Annotated in this window: 18 protein-coding genes; 8 read left to right on the forward strand and 10 right to left on the reverse strand. The window is 64.6% G+C overall.

Annotation, left to right across the window (positions count from 1 at the left end; all coding sequences use genetic code 11):
- Positions 1 to 47 precede the first annotated feature (47 nt).
- On the reverse strand, positions 48 to 854 hold the full coding sequence (locus P6U30_RS31925; protein WP_407166723.1) for a L,D-transpeptidase: 807 nt from the start codon (positions 852 to 854) through the stop codon (positions 48 to 50).
- A gap of 312 nt (positions 855 to 1,166) precedes the next feature.
- On the opposite strand from P6U30_RS31925, the gene P6U30_RS31930 reads away from it, so the two are divergent.
- Complete coding sequence (locus tag P6U30_RS31930; protein WP_407166724.1) at positions 1,167 to 1,943, forward strand: protein phosphatase CheZ; 777 nt, start codon at positions 1,167 to 1,169, stop codon at positions 1,941 to 1,943.
- Positions 1,944 to 2,060: 117 nt separating this feature from the next.
- On the opposite strand, the gene P6U30_RS31935 is transcribed toward P6U30_RS31930, so the two are convergent.
- On the reverse strand, positions 2,061 to 2,576 hold the full coding sequence (locus tag P6U30_RS31935; protein WP_407166725.1) for a hypothetical protein: 516 nt from the start codon (positions 2,574 to 2,576) through the stop codon (positions 2,061 to 2,063).
- A gap of 327 nt (positions 2,577 to 2,903) precedes the next feature.
- Here P6U30_RS31935 and groES point away from each other — a divergent pair, with 327 nt between their 5' ends.
- Positions 2,904 to 3,200 carry a co-chaperone GroES gene (groES, locus tag P6U30_RS31940; protein WP_407148465.1) on the forward strand — a complete coding sequence of 99 codons (297 nt, stop codon included), beginning with the start codon at positions 2,904 to 2,906 and terminating at the stop codon, positions 3,198 to 3,200.
- 160 nt (positions 3,201 to 3,360) lie between these two features.
- Entirely contained in the window at positions 3,361 to 5,004 is a 1,644-nt protein-coding gene (gene groL, locus P6U30_RS31945) for a chaperonin GroEL (RefSeq protein WP_407166726.1), read from the forward strand.
- A gap of 278 nt (positions 5,005 to 5,282) precedes the next feature.
- On the opposite strand, the gene P6U30_RS31950 is transcribed toward groL, so the two are convergent.
- A complete protein-coding gene (locus P6U30_RS31950) occupies positions 5,283 to 5,651 on the reverse strand; it encodes an antibiotic biosynthesis monooxygenase family protein (RefSeq protein ID WP_407166727.1) in 369 nt (122 codons plus the stop codon).
- 96 nt (positions 5,652 to 5,747) lie between these two features.
- Between P6U30_RS31950 and P6U30_RS31955 the strand changes: the two genes are divergently transcribed.
- The 3 genes from P6U30_RS31955 to P6U30_RS31965 all read left to right on the forward strand — a co-directional run bounded on the left by P6U30_RS31955 (position 5,748) and on the right by P6U30_RS31965 (position 8,422).
- Positions 5,748 to 6,224, forward strand: coding sequence for a MarR family winged helix-turn-helix transcriptional regulator (locus P6U30_RS31955; protein WP_407166728.1), 477 nt, complete (start codon positions 5,748 to 5,750; stop codon positions 6,222 to 6,224).
- A 131-nt stretch (positions 6,225 to 6,355) separates the two neighbouring features.
- Entirely contained in the window at positions 6,356 to 7,552 is a 1,197-nt protein-coding gene (locus tag P6U30_RS31960) for a hypothetical protein (RefSeq protein WP_407166729.1), read from the forward strand.
- A 384-nt stretch (positions 7,553 to 7,936) separates the two neighbouring features.
- Positions 7,937 to 8,422, forward strand: coding sequence for an ester cyclase (locus P6U30_RS31965; protein WP_407166730.1), 486 nt, complete (start codon positions 7,937 to 7,939; stop codon positions 8,420 to 8,422).
- A gap of 80 nt (positions 8,423 to 8,502) precedes the next feature.
- Here P6U30_RS31965 and P6U30_RS31970 read toward each other — a convergent pair whose 3' ends face one another.
- The 3 genes from P6U30_RS31970 to P6U30_RS31980 form a co-directional block, all read right to left on the reverse strand.
- A complete protein-coding gene (locus P6U30_RS31970) occupies positions 8,503 to 8,970 on the reverse strand; it encodes a PaaI family thioesterase (protein ID WP_407166731.1) in 468 nt (155 codons plus the stop codon).
- Positions 8,967 to 9,569 (reverse strand): bifunctional transcriptional activator/DNA repair enzyme AdaA, encoded by a 603-nt coding sequence (locus P6U30_RS31975; RefSeq protein WP_407170591.1) that lies wholly within the window; start codon positions 9,567 to 9,569, stop codon positions 8,967 to 8,969. Before P6U30_RS31975 ends, P6U30_RS31970 begins: the two co-directional genes overlap by 4 nt.
- A gap of 99 nt (positions 9,570 to 9,668) precedes the next feature.
- Positions 9,669 to 10,163 carry a GNAT family N-acetyltransferase gene (locus P6U30_RS31980; protein ID WP_407166732.1) on the reverse strand — a complete coding sequence of 165 codons (495 nt, stop codon included), beginning with the start codon at positions 10,161 to 10,163 and terminating at the stop codon, positions 9,669 to 9,671.
- A gap of 238 nt (positions 10,164 to 10,401) precedes the next feature.
- Here P6U30_RS31980 and P6U30_RS31985 point away from each other — a divergent pair, with 238 nt between their 5' ends.
- Complete coding sequence (locus tag P6U30_RS31985; RefSeq protein WP_407166733.1) at positions 10,402 to 11,004, forward strand: hypothetical protein; 603 nt, start codon at positions 10,402 to 10,404, stop codon at positions 11,002 to 11,004.
- Positions 11,005 to 11,021: 17 nt separating this feature from the next.
- On the opposite strand, the gene P6U30_RS31990 is transcribed toward P6U30_RS31985, so the two are convergent.
- Entirely contained in the window at positions 11,022 to 11,435 is a 414-nt protein-coding gene (locus tag P6U30_RS31990; RefSeq protein WP_407166734.1) for an META domain-containing protein, read from the reverse strand.
- Positions 11,436 to 11,644: 209 nt separating this feature from the next.
- Complete coding sequence (locus P6U30_RS31995; protein WP_407148476.1) at positions 11,645 to 13,318, reverse strand: L-lactate permease; 1,674 nt, start codon at positions 13,316 to 13,318, stop codon at positions 11,645 to 11,647.
- A gap of 308 nt (positions 13,319 to 13,626) precedes the next feature.
- Between P6U30_RS31995 and P6U30_RS32000 the strand changes: the two genes are divergently transcribed.
- Positions 13,627 to 15,372, forward strand: a complete 1,746-nt coding sequence (locus P6U30_RS32000) for an ABC transporter ATP-binding protein/permease (protein ID WP_407166735.1) — start codon at positions 13,627 to 13,629, stop codon at positions 15,370 to 15,372.
- A gap of 62 nt (positions 15,373 to 15,434) precedes the next feature.
- On the opposite strand, the gene P6U30_RS32005 is transcribed toward P6U30_RS32000, so the two are convergent.
- A complete protein-coding gene (locus P6U30_RS32005; protein ID WP_407148478.1) occupies positions 15,435 to 16,424 on the reverse strand; it encodes a TorF family putative porin in 990 nt (329 codons plus the stop codon).
- A gap of 365 nt (positions 16,425 to 16,789) precedes the next feature.
- Positions 16,790 to 17,191, reverse strand: a complete 402-nt coding sequence (locus P6U30_RS32010; RefSeq protein ID WP_407166736.1) for a histone — start codon at positions 17,189 to 17,191, stop codon at positions 16,790 to 16,792.
- Between the last annotated feature and the right edge of the window lie 159 nt (positions 17,192 to 17,350).

Below are 17,350 nucleotides of genomic sequence, written 5' to 3' on the forward strand. Positions count from 1 at the left end.
AGTGAGGCGGCTCCCGGATTTCGCTTCGCTCCATCCGGGCTACTTTCTCACATCACCACGACCTTGGCGCCGACATTGACACGGCCGTAGAGGTCGATCACATCCTCGTTGCGCATCCGGATGCAACCGGAAGAGACGTTGGTGCCGATGGTCCAGGGCTCGTTGGAGCCGTGGATGCGATAGAGCGAGGAGCCGAGATACATCGCGCGCGCGCCGAGCGGATTCTCCGGCCCGCCCTCCATGTGCCGCGGCAGGTCGGGACGGCGCGCCAGCATTTCCGCCGGCGGAGTCCAGTCCGGCCATTCCCGCTTCGCCGAGATCGTCTTGACGCCAGCCCAGGTGAAGCCGGGACGGCCGACGCCGATGCCATAGCGCAGCGCCTTGCCGTCGCCCTGCACCAAATAGAGGAACTTGTTCGGGGTATCGACGACGATGGTGCCGGCGCGCTCGGTGCCGTGATAGTCGACCAGTTGCTTCTCGTATTTCGGATCGAACGGACGGAGCCTCGGATCGCCGGCCGCGTCCTGCTGCTGGTAGATCATCTGCTGCTGCGGATCCATCGGCGGCAGCGGCTCGCGGCTACCGTAATAGGCCGGCTGCTGCTGATAGACCTGCTCCTGGTAGGACTGCGCCGCCGGTCCGTCGCCGAACAGGAATTCGATGAAGCCCCCGCCCAGGTTGGAGCGTTGCGGCTGCACGTAGGCGGTGCGCATCTGCGGCTGCGGCGCCCGCCGACTGGCGTAGATCACCGAGGGCTCGGGAAGCGGCGCGGCATCGATCGCCATGGCCTGATGCGGAGCTGCAATAAGCGAAGAGGCGCCGGCGAGCAGCGCAAGACTGATTTTCTTCAACATCGACGTACTCTGTACTGTTTCGTCGTGACGCGTTGCAGGCTGGCGCCTGCACACCTGCGCCGCTGCACGTGGTCAATAAGCAATGAAAACCGCATCGGTCTGGTAAACGTCACGGGCGTTTGGATTCACCACGTCATCACGCGCACTGGGTTTTGTCCGGTAGCGTTTATTTTGCGTGAATGCGCGAGCCGCATGGTTAACCGGCGGTTTGAAACCGCGTCGCGGCACGCTCGGCAAATTGTTCCGGCGTGAACCTCACGTTAAATCGCCGCTGTCTAGAACGAGCGCAGTCATTGGGGCGGGAATGAAATCATGTCGGTGAAGCGCAAGCGTTTTCGTGTCGAGCAGGCCATGATCGGCGATGTGGCAATGCCGGAGCCGGAGGCTGCCGGCGGCGCCGATATCAGCCCGATGCATCGCGAGATCATGGACGAGCTTCGCTCGATCCGCGCGCAGATGGCCGCGCCGCGCGCCGCCGGCAACGAGACCGCCGAGGCGATCGTGGCGCGCGAAATCGCCGAAGCGCATGCGCTGCTCGAGACCTATCGCGCCCAGGTCGAACAGTGTGAGAAGCTCAAGGTCGAGCTCGATCTGATCCACGACGCGATCAGCCGCACCAAGCGCGAGATCGCCGTGCTGCACGGCAAGAGCTTCAACGGCGAGGAAATGGCCAAGGTCAATGGCGAGCTCGGCGCGGTCGTCGGCGGTACCGAGCAGGCCACCCAGCAGATCCTCGAGGCCACCGAAGCGATCGACCAGGCCGCGACCGCGCTGTCGAAGAATATCACGCCGGATCAGCAGAAGCTGCTCAGCGAAGATATCCAGGAGCGCGTGATCGCGATCTTCGAGGCCTGCAACTTCCAGGACCTCACCGGCCAGCGCATCAGCAAGGTGATGCAGACGATGAAGTTCATCGAGCAGCACATCAACGAGATGATGGACATCTGGGGCGGCGTCGACGCGATCAAGGCGCACGTGCCGCCGATCGTCGACACCCGCGAAGGCGATGCCCGCCTGCTCAACGGTCCGAAGCTCGACGGCGACGCCGGTCACGCCTCGCAGGACGACATCGACGCGCTGTTCGATTGAGAAGCGGTCAGATCAGAACAAAAAACGCCGGCCCAAAGGCCGGCGTTTTTATTTTCATTTGGACCGTCATTCCGGGTTCGACGCTTGGCGTCGCCCCGGAATGACGTGCGAGCGGCTTTACGCCCTCGGTGCGCAGCGGACATAGACCATGTTGCCGTAGCGGACGGCGGCGTCCTTGTCGACGAAGCGGGTGATCAACACGCGGCCGTCGAAAGAGATAATCTCGCGGTCCTGCTCGCCGGGCGTCGGACCGGGCGGGCCGATATAGTTCTTGCCGCTCGGAGACCCCTTCAGCCGCAATTCCTGCGGGGTGGCCTGGTCGGCCAGATGCATGATGACGCCGCCATTCTGACCGGCACCGATCACGTAGGGCTGCTTGCACTGGGCGCGCGCGGCGGCCTCGGTGCGGGCGCGGTCGGCGGGATTCTGGTACGAAGCGAGCCCCCAGCGGCCGACGATCTCGTCGGGCCTGATCGAGGCCGGCATTTCCGGAGCAAGGCCCGGCCCGGGCCCCGGCTCGGGGTTCGACGATAGTGACGGCAAGTTCGTGCTGCTGCATGCCCCCAGGGTTATCGTCAGCGCCGAGACAGCCGCGAACCGTGCGACCAATCGCGCGTTGAGTGACCTGATCATCTGTATCATCCCCCCGACAATGTCCCAGCCGCACCCATCCCGGCAGCCAAGCGTAAAACTTAAGACCGAGCAATGACGTCCGACGAAATTGCGGCATCGCTACGATTTGGTTTCCGTCTCACCATCCTATATTGGCCTCACCAAGGCCTTAACCCCGGTTTGCTTGACAGAAACAGCGCCAGGCCATATTTCCCGGCGCGCAATTAGCACTCTGGCACCACGATTGCTAAATGGTGGCCGGGCGTCCCGCCCGGCGCCGACCCGGGCCGGCATCCAACGCCGGGCTCGATGAACCAGACCTGAAACCAGCCTCCAAGAGGGAACGTCATGGCTAAATCCAAATTCCGCCCGCTGCACGACCGCGTCGTGGTCAAGCGTATCGATGCCGAGGAGAAATCCAAGGGCGGCATCATCATTCCGGACACGGCCAAGGAAAAGCCTTCCCAGGGCGAAATCGTCGCCGTCGGCCCCGGTGGCCGCGACGAGGCCGGCAAGCTGATCCCGATCGACCTCAAGACCGGTGACCGCGTGCTGTTCGGCAAGTGGTCGGGCACCGAGGTCAAGATCGACGGCGAAGAGCTCCTGATCATGAAGGAGTCCGACATCATGGGCGTGCTGGTCTGATCGTCATTCAACTGCGCGGCCGCTACACCCATTCGTCGTCATGCCCGGGCTTGACCCGGGCATCCATCGTTCTTCGAAAGATGGATCGCCGGGTCAAGCCCGGCGATGACAGGTGCGGGAGCAGCAAGCGCATCTCTCAAAGCTGACAGGAGTTCAAGATATGGCTGCCAAGGACGTAAAATTCGCCGGAGACGCCCGCGAGCGCATGCTGCGCGGCGTGGACGTGCTCGCCAATGCGGTGAAGGTGACGCTCGGGCCGAAGGGCCGCAACGTCGTGATCGAGAAGAGCGTCGGCGCACCGCGCATCACCAAGGACGGCGTCACCGTCGCCAAGGAGATCGAGCTCGAGGACAAGTTCGAGAACATGGGCGCGCAGATGCTGCGCGAGGTCGCCTCCAAGACCAACGACACCGCCGGTGACGGCACCACCACCGCGACCGTGCTGGCGCAGGCGATCGTCCGCGAAGGCGGCAAGTCGGTCGCCGCCGGCATGAACCCGATGGACCTCAAGCGCGGCATCGACATCGCGGTCGCAGCCGTGGTCAAGGACCTCGAGAAGCGCGCCAAGCCGGTTGCTGCCTCCTCCGAGGTTGCCCAGGTCGGCACCATCTCGGCCAATGGCGATGCCGCGATCGGCAAGATGATCGCGCAGGCGATGCAGAAGGTCGGCAATGAGGGCGTGATCACGGTCGAGGAGAACAAGTCGCTCGAGACCGAGGTCGACATCGTCGAGGGCATGAAGTTCGACCGCGGCTACCTCAGCCCCTACTTCATCACCAACGCCGAGAAGATGACCGCCGAGCTCGAGGACGCCTACATCCTCCTGCACGAGAAGAAGCTCTCCGGCCTGCAGGCGATGTTGCCGGTGCTGGAAGCCGTGGTGCAGTCCGGCCGTCCGCTGCTGATCATCGCCGAGGATGTCGAGGGCGAGGCGCTGGCGACGCTGGTGGTCAACCGCCTGCGCGGCGGACTGAAGGTCGCCGCCGTCAAGGCGCCGGGCTTCGGCGATCGCCGCAAGGCGATGCTGGAGGACATCGCGATCCTGACCGGCGGTCAGTTGATCTCCGATGAGCTCGGCATGAAGCTCGAAAGCGTCACGGTGAACATGCTCGGCCGTGCCGGCAAGGTCGTGATCGACAAGGAGAACACCACGATCGTCAAGGGCGCCGGCAAGAAGAAGGACATCGATTCCCGCGTCACGCAGATCAAGGCGCAGATCGAGGAGACCACTTCCGACTACGACCGCGAGAAGCTGCAGGAGCGTCTGGCCAAGCTCGCCGGCGGCGTCGCCGTCATCAAGGTCGGCGGTGCGACCGAGATCGAGGTCAAGGAGAAGAAGGACCGTGTCGAGGACGCGCTGAACGCGACCCGCGCCGCGGTGCAGGAAGGCATCGTGCCGGGCGGCGGCGTGGCGCTGCTGCGCGCCAAGAAGGCGGTCGGCCGGATCAACAACGACAATGCCGACGTGCAGGCCGGCATCAACATCGTGCTCAAGGCGCTGGAAGCTCCGATCCGCCAGATCTCGGAGAATGCCGGCGTCGAGGGCTCGATCGTTGTGGGCAAGATCCTCGAGAACAAGTCGGAGACCTTCGGCTTCGACGCCCAGACCGAGGACTATGTCGACATGGTCGACAAGGGCATCATCGACCCCGCCAAGGTGGTGCGCACCGCGCTGCAGGACGCCTCTTCCGTGGCCGGCCTGCTGGTGACCACCGAAGCCATGGTCGCCGAACTGCCCAAGGACGCGGCGCCGGCGATGCCGGGCGGCGGCATGGGTGGAATGGGCGGCATGGGCGGCTTCTAAGCCTCCCGCTCCCATCTGCATCGAGATCGAAGGCCGCCTCCGGGCGGCCTTCTTTTTTGCAAGAGCTGAAGCCTGATGAAGTTCGGTTGAGCTGGCGGCCGCGGAAGTTCACCTCTCCCGTTGGGAGAGGTCGGCGCGTAGCGCCGGGTGAGGGGTTACGGTCCTTCATGAGAGCCGCAGCCCCTCACCGATTTGCTGCGCAAATCGACCTCTCCCCGTCGTCGGGGAGAGGTAAACCGAATCCGTGGCCGGCCCGGCTTCGATCCGTATTCATCGCGCTACGCGACGCAGACGCCCGGGATCGCGACCTTCTGGAACAGATGCGGGGACGCCACGGCTGACGAGGGATACGCCGACAGCTTCGCCCTGAACTCGGGATTTGCGAAGGCGGCCCGGAAGGCGGCGGTCGATTCCCAGACCGCGTAATTCAGATAGGCCGGGCTGTCGCCGATCGCGCGGTGAAGCTGGGTCGAGATGAAGCCCGGTTGCCGCTTCATGATCGCGGCGTCGTCCTGCCAGGCCTTGAGGAAGCTATCCTCATCGGCCTTGTCGAGCGTGAAGAGGTTCACGAGCACGACGGACGTGGCATCGAGGGCGAGCTGACGCTCGATCGGGAATGCGGGATCCAAAGGACGCATCTGGGGCATGGCTGGCTCCATCCAATTTGGTGCTATGGTGTCATTCCGGTACAATAGATCAGACCATATTGACATTATGATGTCAATATACTCTTATGGTGACAAATGCCCCAGACCAAGCGAACCCCGGCCGGCGAAGGCCTGACCAATCTCATCCCCGACCTGTTCCGGCTCAACAGCCTGCTGTTCACGGCCGGCGACCGGATGGTGGCGCGGCTTGGACTGACCAGTGCCCGCTGGCAGATTCTCGGCGCGATCATCGCAGCCGAGCGTGCGCAGCCGGTGGCATGGCTCGCCCGCGATCTCGGTGCTGCCCGGCAGAACGTGCAGCGGATCGTCAACGACCTGGAACGGGATGGGCTGGTCACCTTCGAGACCAACCCGCATCACCGCCGGGCGCAACTCGTGGTTCTCACCGACAAAGGACGCCAGGCTTTCGACGCGGCCATGCGCTTGCAGCTTCCCTGGGTCAACGGCCTCGCCGACGGACTTTCGGTGAAGGACATCGAGACCACGAGTCGTGTCATGAGCACGTTGCGCGCGAAACTGACGAGCAATAACGACCGTGAAACGAGCGCCTGACGCCACGGAAGCGCTCCACATCATCAGGAATTCGAACCAGGGCCGCCTCCGGGCGGCCTTCTTTTTTGGCCAATGACACAGAGGTTTGCTAGTTACGGCGGAACCGATTCCGCCCTTCGAGGACTCATCGTATGCGCGCGCTCCCGCTCCTGCTGCTCGGTCTTGTCGCCGCCTCGGCACCCGCCGTTGCCCAGATGAAGCTGCAACCCAGGGCCGGGACCGGTGGGCCTGAGACGCGCTATTTTACCGCGCTCGACGGCCTGATGGAGGGCAATGCCGACGTGATCCTGAAGGAAACCCGTCAAGGCAAGACCGTCACCGCAGCCGTGCTCGACGTCTGCTATCCCGCCCAAAAGGGTTCCGATCGCAAGGACCGCTTCATCGCCAACCTCACCGTCAACGGCCAGACTCTTTCGGGCAGCACGCAGAGCGTCGCCGACAAGCAGCCGGTCGCCGTCAAGCTGACCCGCAAACAGACCGGCGACACGTTCGAGTTCCGCGGCCAGATCACCATCGGCCAAAACGTGACCGAGGTCGCCTCGTCGGACAATTCCGATCTCAGCGAAAGGGAATTCCAGGACAACCAGGCGACCGATGATGCCATCACGGCACAGCCGAAGGATTTCACCGACGTCTCGCCGGAATCGGTCGGCGTCCGCGTCAAGCTCGAATCCGCGGCGGATTTCCTCAAGAGCCTGAAGGGTGACGCCGTCGAGGTCAGCACCTCGAGCCTTGCGGTGACCTGCGACGCGATGCGCGCCGGCGAGCAGACCATCAACCTCACCGTCGATCCCGAACATGCTGCCACGCTGCTCACGAAGGCGAAATCCGCACCCGGCGTGACCGCAGCAGGTTGGACCAGCGGCGTGATCGAGATGGATCGCACCATTCGCTTCCCCGCCGCCGACTGGCGCGACGGCGACAAGATCAACCGGGACAAGATCGCGACCACAATCTCCAGCGTGCTGGCAAAAACCCTGTCGGCCAAGCCGGCGTCGGCGTCATGGAATGCCAACACCGGCAAGCTCAAGCTGATCCTGAAGCGTCCGAGCCCGATCTACCCGTCGCTCGGCCTCACCGAAAATCTCGAGATCACCGCGCTGGTGTCGCCGGAGAAGCCCGGCAGCTCCGACCGACTGATCCTGTGGGTCTCGAGCCCCGTGACCACGACCACGGATGACAGTGCCGGCGCGAAGCTGACCCTGACCGAAGACACCGGCAGCGACGAGGAAGGCGGCGAGCCGAAGGACGACAACGGCTCGATCGACGCGCTGATCAAGGAATTCAAGGGCCAGCGTTGGGACGCCGACAAGTCGCTGTGGCGGTAAAGCCGGCGCAGCCCCCGCGGGAAGCTCACGCCTGATCAGCGACACGACGTTCTCGCGTGCCTGCACGGCAGCGGCATCCGGACCGGACTGAAGCATCCCGCCGCCGCGCAGCGCGGCGACTGCATCGACGTTGCGCATGATGTGGTTCGAGGCACGACCAGGCGGCGCCGATCCACGGACCACCCGATTTCAGATCGCGCGACGGTGGCCACCACACTGCGCTAAGCGCAGCAGCGGCCACGCAAAATCTCATCCGCATCTCACGTTGCGCCTGGTCCGGAATCGGGTGGAGGGAAGCAGGTCTCCGAATGCCTACTGCGCGCATTGAAGCAACGCCGATCGCGATGATCGCGACACCGGCACAGCGCGAATGGAGACGATGCGATGTCAGAGAATAACAAGAGCGTAGTGGCCCGATGGTTCAAGGAGTTTTGGGGAAATCCCTGGAATCCGCAAGTCATCGACGAGCTCGCCACCGCCGACATTGTCGTGCACTACCCGATGCATGAGCCGAAACGAGGACGCGCGGAGGTCATGAACTTCATGACGGAATTTCGCGAAGCCTTTCCCGATCTCAACTTCTGGGGCGTCGGCGATCTCATCGCAGACGGCGACTACGTTGTCGGTCGCTGGGAAGGCGGCGGCACGCACACGGGCCCGGCATTCAGCGACTTTCGGCTGGGCTCGATCCCCGCGGCTTCGGGACGCAAGATGAGATTCGCCGGCACGACGGTGCTGCGTGTGCAGCAAGGACGGATCGCCGAGGAATTGGGACAGGAGGACGCACTGACCGCGATGCTTCAGCTCGGTCTCATTCGTTTACCTGGTCACGATGCCGCGATGCAGCGGTCGGCAGAGAGCGCCCGCTGAAGTCCGTGGAGGGGCGCAGCGCTGCCGCGGAGCTCAGCCGCCAGCGCTGCGCCGCCATGCCGGTATCGCCGGCGCAGCGGTCAGGACGGGAAGATCAGGCAGGTCGTGGTGCCGTGCGCGAGCAAGCGCCCCTTGCCGTCGGTCACCTTGCCTTCGGCGGTGCCGACGCGGCGGCCGCAATTGAGAACCTGCCCTTCCGCCCGGATCGGACCGGTGTCCGGCGTGATCGGGCGGACCAGCGAAATCTTGAATTCGAGCGTGGTCTGGCTGATCCCGGCGTCGAGCGTCGACTGCACTGCGAGCCCCATGCAACTGTCAAGCAACGTGGCGGTGAGGCCGCCATGCACCGTCCCCGCCGGATTGAGATGCGCCTCGCTCGGGACCAGCGTGACGACGACGCGGCCCTTCTCGGCTTCCGCAACGTCATAGCCCAGGGTACGTGCGATCGTGTTGAGCGGCAGCGCGCCGCTGGCGAGCCCCTGCACGAATTCGAGCCCGCTCATCTGCTTCTTTTGTTCCGCGCTGACAGTGCCGTAGGTCTTGGTCATTGACGATCTCTATCGGAGGTTACGGTTGGGTGAGGGTACGGAAAGCGGCTCCGTCGCAGCGCCGAGGGAGGCCGGCCGTAGAGCCTGGTGAAGGCGGCGTTCATGCGCCGGGCGCTGGAAAAGCCCGCGCGCTCGGCGACCACACGGATCGGAATGTCGCCGCCGTCGATCAGGCGCTTGGCGCGCTGCACGCGGAGCGACAGCGCGACTTGCAGCGGCGAGGCATCGAGATGCTCGGCGAACAGGCGCGACAGATGCCGTGCGCCGACGCCGAGCCGAGCCGCCAGCGCATCAACGCCGCCGTGGTCGAGTGCGCCCTGCTCGATCAGCGCCAGCGCGCGCTCCACGGTGGTCCTGGTGCCCTTCCAGGCCGGACAAAACGGCGCCGCCTCCGGGCGGCACCGCAGGCAGGGCCGGAAGCCGGCTCGCTCAGCCGACGCGGCGCTACGGTAGAACGTCACGTTACGTGCGAGCGGCGTGCGTGCGCGGCATACAGGGCGGCAGTACACGCCGGTCGTCTTGACCGCGACGAACACGATGCCGTCCCAGGCGGCATCGCGGCGTTGAAAGGCTTCATACTGTGCGGCGAAATCGAGCATGTCACCGCTATAGCGACCGGCCGCCATAGTGACGACCCGCTTCCCGGAGACGACGTCCGGAATCGACCACTGCGCGGCAGCCGTCACGGCGGCCTGCGATCAGGCCCCGAGGCGCTTGGTCATGAACAAGCTGAGCGGATCGGCCGAATAGCCGCCGAACGGCGGGCATTCGCGGTAGCCGAACGCGCGATAGAGCCCGATCGCCTCCGGCTGCCGGATCCCCGTCTCCAGGCTGATGCGGCCGATATGCCGCCGGCGGGCGGTGTCCTCTAGGGCTTCGAGCAGGCGCCGGCCGAGCCCGGCCCCCCTCGCCTCGACCCGCACGAACATCCGCTTCATCTCGGCATGACGGGGTGCGATGATGCGGAAGGCGATCGATCCGAGCACCTCCTTGCCGCCGCGCGCGACGAGGAAGACCGCGTCCGGCGCGGCCAGCGCATCGGCCTCGACGAGGTGATTGCTCTCGGCCGGATACAGCGCCTGCATGGTGGCGTCGGACAGGGCGATCAGCCGCCGGACCTCCGGCTGCCTTGGGTCTTCGGCTGCGATCGTAATCTCGGGTGTGCGCATCTCGGCGAAGTCCATACGCCGCATGATCAGGATCGGCCGCAACGGGACGACATGTCGCAACTGTCGGCGGTCACGATAGCCCCGTCAATCCAAGGGAGGCCGTGCATTCGCTCATCGTTTGCCGCAGTTCGGTCACCAAGCATTAAGGCTCGATTCAGTTTCGAGGATCATCATTGCGCAGCCGAACATAGGTCACGCCATGCAAGACCGCGCGCCGAGTCCTCTTGGAAGCATCTGGCCAGCAGATCTGGCTGACGGTCGGTTGCCGGAGCGGTCCGCCGACCTGTGGGACGTCTCCGGCGAGAATCACGATGCCGCCGTGCTGCTGCGCGAGCCCCTTCGCGATCGCATCCGCACCTTAACCGCGGCAGCGGTCGCACTGGCGGCGACCTTTGCACTCGGGTGGACCGGCGGCCTGAGCTGGCACCAGCTTGCAGGGACCTCCCACGTCGGCCCGACGGCCCAGCGGGACATTGCCGCGCCGCGTGTCGCCGAACTCAAGCCTCGAAGCGAAGGCCCGCGGCGATCCGCCGTGGCGTCCGAGCCATCAGTCACCGGCAGCATCCCCAAGACCAATGCACGCCTGCCGGCGCTTGCAGCGGCCACCACCCCCGTGAACACGCCGCCGGTGGCGCTGGCGATGAAGCAGCCGCTGGCGCCGGCGCCGGAAACGCGGCCGACCACCATTCCCGGATGGTCCGTGGTCGAGGTCCGTGACGGCACCGCGGTTCTCGAAGGGCCAGAAGGCGTGCGAATGGCCGCGCGCGGCGACATCATTCCCGGACTCGGGCGGGTCGACTCCATCGTGCGCTGGGGTAACCGCTGGATCGTCGCCACCGCAAGCGGATTGATCGCGACGCCGTAACCCGCCGACGCGACGTCTCAATTGGTGTTGATCTGGAAGCGCAGCGGCTTGCTGCCGATCAGCGTGACGAAGTCGCCCTGCCGTTGCCACGTCGTCGCTTCCTTGAGCGCTGCGAGCAGATCGCTGTCGGCCTGAGCCCGGTCCGGCGAGCAGGTGCGATTCTCCATCGCGCCGGGAACGAAGATGATGGTGTTGCCGGCGATCGAGAACTGGCCCTTGCCGCCATCGCACCAGAGCTCGAGCGACACTTCGCCGTTGTCGCCGACCTCGATCGAGGGAATTCGCTTCGAGCCCGGCATGCGTGCGGCGTCCAGCGTCATCACGAAGCCGAACGGAAATTCCTCCTGCGCCCTCGCCGGGATCGCGCTCAACACCGTGCCTGCCAGCGCGAGCAGCGCAACGCCCCGCAACCATCGTCCGACTGAAATCATGCCATTCCCTGTCATCGTGCGCTTATAGTGAGCCTTGTTCCGTCACGCCGGTTCCGACCGCGCCGTTCGGCCGACGTCATGGTCCGATGCGCGCCCTTGTATGGGACGCGCATGCGCTTGGCCAGCTTGCCCGCGATCGAAAAAATTACCCCGACAAACAAAAATCCCGCGGGCATTCGCCCGCGGGGTTTCGTGGTCAACGATGGCGGCTATTTCAGGACCAGCTCGGTGAAAGGATACACATAGGCCTGCAGGGTCACGAACAGGCCGACCAAGCAGGCCAGCACGATCGAGTGCAGGAAGACGTAGCGCAGGATCGAGCCTTCGTGGCCGTACCAGTTGGTCGCGGTGGAGGCGACCACGATCGATTGCGCGTCGATCATCTTGCCCATCACGCCGCCCGACGAGTTCGCCGCCGCCATCAGCACCGGCGACAGGCCGAGTTGCTGGGACGTGATCTTCTGCAGATTGCCGAACAGGATGTTGGAGGCGGTGTCCGATCCGGTCAGCGCCACGCCCAACCAGCCGAGCAGCGTGCCGAAGAAGGGATAGAGCACGCCGGTCGCCGCAAAGGCGAGGCCGAGGGTGGCGTCGACGCCGGAGAGCCGGGTCAGCGTGCCGATCGCCAGCATCGCCGAGATCGTGATCAGCGAGATCGCGCACAGCCTGATCGTGCGGCCATATTCCTTGACGAGACCGACCGGCGAGACGCCCATCAGAAGCCCGGAAATGACCCCGGCGATCAGCATGCCCGTGCCGGTGAACGACAGGTAGGTGAACGCGAAGACGGCGCTCTCGGGCGTCGGCTTCGCCGCCACCGGCGGCACCTTGTTGATCATGTTGTGCAGATCGGGAACGGCGTAGTTCCAGGTGAAGATGGAGTTCGCCCAAGTCTTGAACGCGCCGTTGCCCCAGATCAGCATCAGGATGCAGACGATGATCCACGGCAGCAAAGCACTCCACAGCTCGCCCTGCGTCAGTGGCGTCTTGTCGAGCGGTTTCGTTGCCTTCATCGTCGCGGCCGATTCATCGTGGCCGCGCAACGCCGGCGACAGCCAGAGTTCGCGCGGCTGCCAGACCTTGAGGAACAGGATCAGCGAGCCCATCGAGATCAGCGAGGCGCCGATGTCGACGATCCAGGGATTGATGTAGTTCGAGATCACATATTGCGGGACCGCAAACGACACGCCGGTGACGAGGATGGCCGGCCACACCTGCATCATGCCGCGCCAGCCGGCGAATGCGCACACCACCCAGAACGGCACGATCAGCGAGAACAGCGGCAACTGGCGGCCGACCATCGCGCCGAGGATGTAGGGATCGAGTCCGGTCACCGAGGCGAGGCCCTGGATCGGCGTGCCGAGCGCACCATAAGCAACCGGCGCGGTGTTGGCGATCAGCGACAGGCCGGAGGCCGCCAGCGGCGAGAAGCCGAGACCGATCAGCACCGCGCCGGTGATCGCGACCGGCGTGCCGAACCCCGAGGCGCCCTCGAAAAAGGCGCCGAAGGAGAACGCGATCAGCAGCAGTTGCAGGCGACGATCCTCGGTGACGCCGCCGATGGCGCGCTTGAGGAGCTCGAACTTCCCGCATCGCACGGTGACCTGATAGAGGAAGATGACGTTGAGCACGATCCAGCCGATCGGGAAGAAGCCCGAGACCACGCCGAGCAGCGAGGCGCGGATCGACATCCCGGCCGGCATCGTGAAGATGAAGATCGCGATCAGGTTGGTCACGATCACGGCGATGATGGCGGCGATGTGCGCCTTCACCCGGCCGCTGGCGATCAGGACCAGCAGCGTGACCACGGGAACAGCGGCCGCGATCGTCGACAGCGCCGCATTCCCCAGCGGATTGTAGATTTGATTCCAGGTGCCGTTCATCTCGGGATCCTCCCACCGTTCTTGTGCGCGCCGGTCTGCTCGAGGCAGGAAGCACCGGGCACGATCGCGGGAGGCCGTCTGAAATGCTCAAGCCCCGGCTCGCGAATGAACGATTGGTAAGGATCGCTCACATCCTCGCGAATAACTGAAGGTCCCCCGCCCCTCGCCGTTGTCAGGCATGCTAGAGTTGACTCCAACACCGGGACAAGCCAACGCTTGCATGCCAGTTCTACGACTTTCGTCTAGAAGCCTGCCGATTGTCCCGATTTTTCAAGCCGTTGCGGCCCATCTCCCGGAGACGATAATCTGTGAACAACATTCGCTCGACGCTCGCGTCCGTGTGGCGCATCGCTGCGCCCTATTTCAGTTCCGAGGACAAATGGGCCGGCCGGGTGCTTCTTGCCGCGGTCATCTCGATTGAGCTGCTGCTCGTCACAAACGACGTGCTGGTCAACCAGTGGCGCAATCGGTTCTACAACGCGTTGCAGAACAAGGACTGGGACACCTTCAAGCGCGAGATGCTGGTGTTCTGCGCGCTGGCCACCGTCTCGGTGGTTCTCGGGGTCTACCAGCTCTATCTCAACCAGTGGCTCCAGATCCGCTGGCGGAACTGGATGACCGGCAAATATCTCCGCGAGTGGGTGCATGGCGCCAATCACTACCGCATGCAGCTCGCCGGCGATGCGGCCGACAACCCCGACCAGCGCATCACCGACGACGTCAAGCTGTTCGTCGCCCAGACGCTGGCGATCGGCGTCGGACTCCTGAGTTCGATCGTCTCGCTCGCCTCCTTCGTGGTGATCCTGTGGGGCCTGTCGGAAGTGCTGCCGCTGTTGCTGTTCGGCAGCGACGTCTCGTTTCCGGGCTACCTGGTCTGGGGCGCCGTGGTCTACGCCATCTTCGGCACGCTGCTGACGCAGTGGATCGGCTCGCCGCTGGTCAATCTCGACTTCCACCAGCAGCGTCTGGAAGCGGATTTCCGCTTCAACCTGGTGCGCGTCCGCGAAAACTCCGAACAGATCGCACTGCTCAAGGGCGAGGGTGCCGAGCGTGAGCGACTGTCGGAACGGTTCAGCCGCGTCGTCTCCAACTGGTACGGCATCATGAGCCGGACCAAGCGGCTCACCGCCTTCACGCAAAGCTATGCACAGGCGTCGGTGGTGTTCCCCTTCGCGCTGGCCGGCCCGGCCTATTTCGTCAGCAAGTCGGTCCAGCTCGGCGCCTTGATCCAGATCGCCGAGGCCTTCGGCAAGGTGCAGGACGCGCTCTCGTTCTTCGTGTCGGCATATCGCACCATGGCCGAGTGGCGCGCGGTGGTTGCCCGTCTCGACGGCTTCGAGACCTCGATCGCGAGCGCCGAGAAGCTCGCCGCCGACCCCGCCTCGATTCACGCCAGGCCCGCCGCCGGCCGCGAGATCGCGCTGCCGCAGCTCCTGGTCAAACTGCCGAACGGCGCGCCGCTGGTTTCGGTCGATCATGTCAGCTTCCGTCCCGGCGAGCGCACGCTGGTCACCGGTCCGTCCGGCGCCGGCAAGTCGACGCTGTTCCGCGCGGTCGCCGGCATCTGGCCGTTCGGCAATGGCGCGATCGAGATTCCGGCCAATGCGACGCTGATGATGCTGCCGCAGCGCCCGTATCTGCCGATCGGATCGCTGCATGACGCGGTCGTCTATCCGGGCGAAGCCGCGCAGTTCGATGCGGCGCGGGTCCGCGACGTCCTCAGCGCGGTCGGGCTGCCGCAGCTCGCCGTGCGGCTGAACGAGGAGGCGCACTGGAACCGGATGCTGTCGCTTGGCGAGCAGCAGCGGCTCGGCATCGCGCGGGCGCTGCTGCACGCTCCGCAATTCCTGTTCCTGGACGAGGCGACGGCCTCGCTCGACGAGCCGTCGGAAGCCGCACTCTACAAGCTCATCGGCGAGAAGCTGCCGGCGACCACCGTCGTCTCGATCGGGCACCGCTCGACGCTGGACGAGCTCCATCAGCGCAATATCGCGCTGGTGCGCGACGGCGACCGCTTCACGCTGCGCGAGGCCGTCAAGGTCGCAGTGTCATAGGCCGGCCGACAAAAAAGGCGGCGGATTGCTCCGCCGCCCTTTCGTCTCCGCAACGCAGAGGTTTACTTCAGGTTGGTCGCCGCCGTCAGGTCGACCGAGAGCTTGGCGATGCCGGCCGCGCCGCACCAGTTGGAGCCGACGCCCGACGGGTTGATCGGGGTCACGTTGGTCGTGCCGCCCGCGGTGAAGTCGCTGGTGAAGGCGTTGCAATTACCCTTCGAGAGGTCGGTGTCGGAATAACGCAGGTCGAGCGTGAACACCTTGTAGGTGAAGCCGATGCCGATATTCCAGGTGTTGTAATCGGCATATTTGATGCCGTTCGGAAACGCCGGGACGCCGTAGAAGCTGTCGGAGGTGCCAAGCCACTGCCGGCCGAACTCACCCGACACATACATGCCGACGCCGCTCGAGCCGAAGACGGTGCTGGGCGCGGTGTACTTGCCGATGATCGAGGAGTAGTTGCCCCAGGCGCCGGTGTTGAGGAAGTTCGGCGAGTAGTACTCGTTCAGGGTGAACGCCCAGTTGTCGTTGATGGTGTAGGTCACCTTGCCGTAGACTTCGAAGAAGCTGACGTCCCGCTTCATCACGTTGCCGTTGGCCAGAAAGTTGGTGGCGCACTCGGCGCTGAGCGGATTGCCGGCGAGGTCAACCGGAGCACCGAACTGGCAGGTGCCGCCCGGATACAGATAACCCCAGACGCCGATGTCAAAGGCGAAAGCGCCGAAGGTCGGGCGGATACCACCGTAGACGTCGACCTCGGCCGCGGCGCGGTTGGCGAAGGAGATGCTCTCGCCGGACACGCCGACATAGAGCTGCAAGTCCTTGGTGACGTTGTAGCGCGGCTCGAAATAGGCAGAGACCGAAGGATTGTGGTTGGACTGGGTGACGCCGCGGAAGATGTAGTCGCTCGAGAGCGAGCTGCCGAAGGCGACGTCCCAGGGATCGAACGGGGCCGGCGGCGGTGCCTTGACGGCCTTCACGGCCATATCTGCTGCCATAGCCGAGCTCGAAATCATTGCTAGCGCCGTTGCTAGCAAAGCCAATTTCTTCATGACGATCCCCATAATACTTTCCAAAACAGCCCAGCTCAGATGGCCCCCCGGGGCGAGCGATAAGCGACTGCAACCAAATCGCGTGTGTTCAATCTGAAACGCGTGGTCATGCCGGAGAAGCAAAAAAGACATGCATGTGCCGCCTTTTTAGGCGTTCTGGCCACTCCAGCGAATCTTGCTCGACGCGTGTTGCATTTGCACCACAAGCCGAACCGCTTCCACCTCGGCTAAGCGACCGCGATGGGGACAACGGAATGCCAGGCTGGGACAGCGCCGGATGCATCGGCGACGGCATCGCGATCGCGACATGAAAAGAGCCGCAGCGGCAGACCGCTGCGGCTCTTCAATTCATTCGGCTGCGCGCTCTAGTGGTGCTCGCCTCCATCGGAGGTGCCGGCGACCCAGCCCGGCGCCGGTTCATGGCTCGGCGTGGCCCAGCTCGGGGCCGGCTGCGGTTCGGGTGTGGGGGCCGGCTGTGCAACGGGCGGAGCCGGCTTCGGTGCGGCGGCTTTCTTCGGCGCGCTCTTCTTGGCGGCTTTCTTTGGCGCGGCCTTCTTGGAGGCGGCCTTCTTGGGCGCTGCCTTCTTGGCAGCGGCTCTCTTGGACGACTTCTTGGCGGCTTTCTTTGCCGACTTCTTCGCAGCCTTCTTGGCGGCCTTCTTCACCGATTTCCTGGCGGACTTCTTCGCAGATTTCCGCTTCGCCGCTACCGCCTTCTTGGCCTTTTTGGCCTTTTTGCTTTTCTTCGCCTTCTTCGATTTCGCCATCGTGGTCCTCCTGTTGCCGCTGATGAGGAGCCGCCGCACGCAGTGAAGTGACCGCTTGCCGGGAACGGGACTGCGGCTGGCAAGAAGCACCAGCCCGTTCGCTTATCGGGCATGGTCCTGTCGGAGCGCCGGTCTTAATGCTGCGCCAACGCAGAGCTC

The organism is Bradyrhizobium sp. ORS 111 (assembly GCF_045571485.1).
Classification (GTDB): Bacteria; Pseudomonadota; Alphaproteobacteria; order Rhizobiales; family Xanthobacteraceae; genus Bradyrhizobium.

Excerpts from the sequence above, each read along its gene's own strand:
- P6U30_RS31970 (WP_407166731.1), bottom strand. The coding sequence starts at position 8,970 with ATGACCAAGACCTACGGCACTGTCAGCGCGGAACAAAAGAAGCAGATG.
- P6U30_RS31980 (WP_407166732.1), bottom strand. The coding sequence starts at position 10,163 with ATGCGGCGTATGGACTTCGCCGAGATGCGCACACCCGAGATTACGATC.
- P6U30_RS31960 (WP_407166729.1), top strand. The coding sequence starts at position 6,356 with ATGCGCGCGCTCCCGCTCCTGCTGCTCGGTCTTGTCGCCGCCTCGGCA.
- groES (WP_407148465.1), top strand. The coding sequence starts at position 2,904 with ATGGCTAAATCCAAATTCCGCCCGCTGCACGACCGCGTCGTGGTCAAG.
- groL (WP_407166726.1), top strand. The coding sequence starts at position 3,361 with ATGGCTGCCAAGGACGTAAAATTCGCCGGAGACGCCCGCGAGCGCATG.
- P6U30_RS31950 (WP_407166727.1), bottom strand. The coding sequence starts at position 5,651 with ATGCCCCAGATGCGTCCTTTGGATCCCGCATTCCCGATCGAGCGTCAG.
- P6U30_RS31930 (WP_407166724.1), top strand. The coding sequence starts at position 1,167 with ATGTCGGTGAAGCGCAAGCGTTTTCGTGTCGAGCAGGCCATGATCGGC.
- P6U30_RS31955 (WP_407166728.1), top strand. The coding sequence starts at position 5,748 with ATGCCCCAGACCAAGCGAACCCCGGCCGGCGAAGGCCTGACCAATCTC.
- P6U30_RS31965 (WP_407166730.1), top strand. The coding sequence starts at position 7,937 with ATGTCAGAGAATAACAAGAGCGTAGTGGCCCGATGGTTCAAGGAGTTT.
- P6U30_RS32005 (WP_407148478.1), bottom strand. The coding sequence starts at position 16,424 with ATGAAGAAATTGGCTTTGCTAGCAACGGCGCTAGCAATGATTTCGAGC.
- P6U30_RS32010 (WP_407166736.1), bottom strand. The coding sequence starts at position 17,191 with ATGGCGAAATCGAAGAAGGCGAAGAAAAGCAAAAAGGCCAAAAAGGCC.
- P6U30_RS31925 (WP_407166723.1), bottom strand. The coding sequence starts at position 854 with ATGTTGAAGAAAATCAGTCTTGCGCTGCTCGCCGGCGCCTCTTCGCTT.
- P6U30_RS31935 (WP_407166725.1), bottom strand. The coding sequence starts at position 2,576 with ATGATCAGGTCACTCAACGCGCGATTGGTCGCACGGTTCGCGGCTGTC.
- P6U30_RS31975 (WP_407170591.1), bottom strand. The coding sequence starts at position 9,569 with ATGCTCGATTTCGCCGCACAGTATGAAGCCTTTCAACGCCGCGATGCC.
- P6U30_RS31990 (WP_407166734.1), bottom strand. The coding sequence starts at position 11,435 with ATGATTTCAGTCGGACGATGGTTGCGGGGCGTTGCGCTGCTCGCGCTG.
- P6U30_RS31995 (WP_407148476.1), bottom strand. The coding sequence starts at position 13,318 with ATGAACGGCACCTGGAATCAAATCTACAATCCGCTGGGGAATGCGGCG.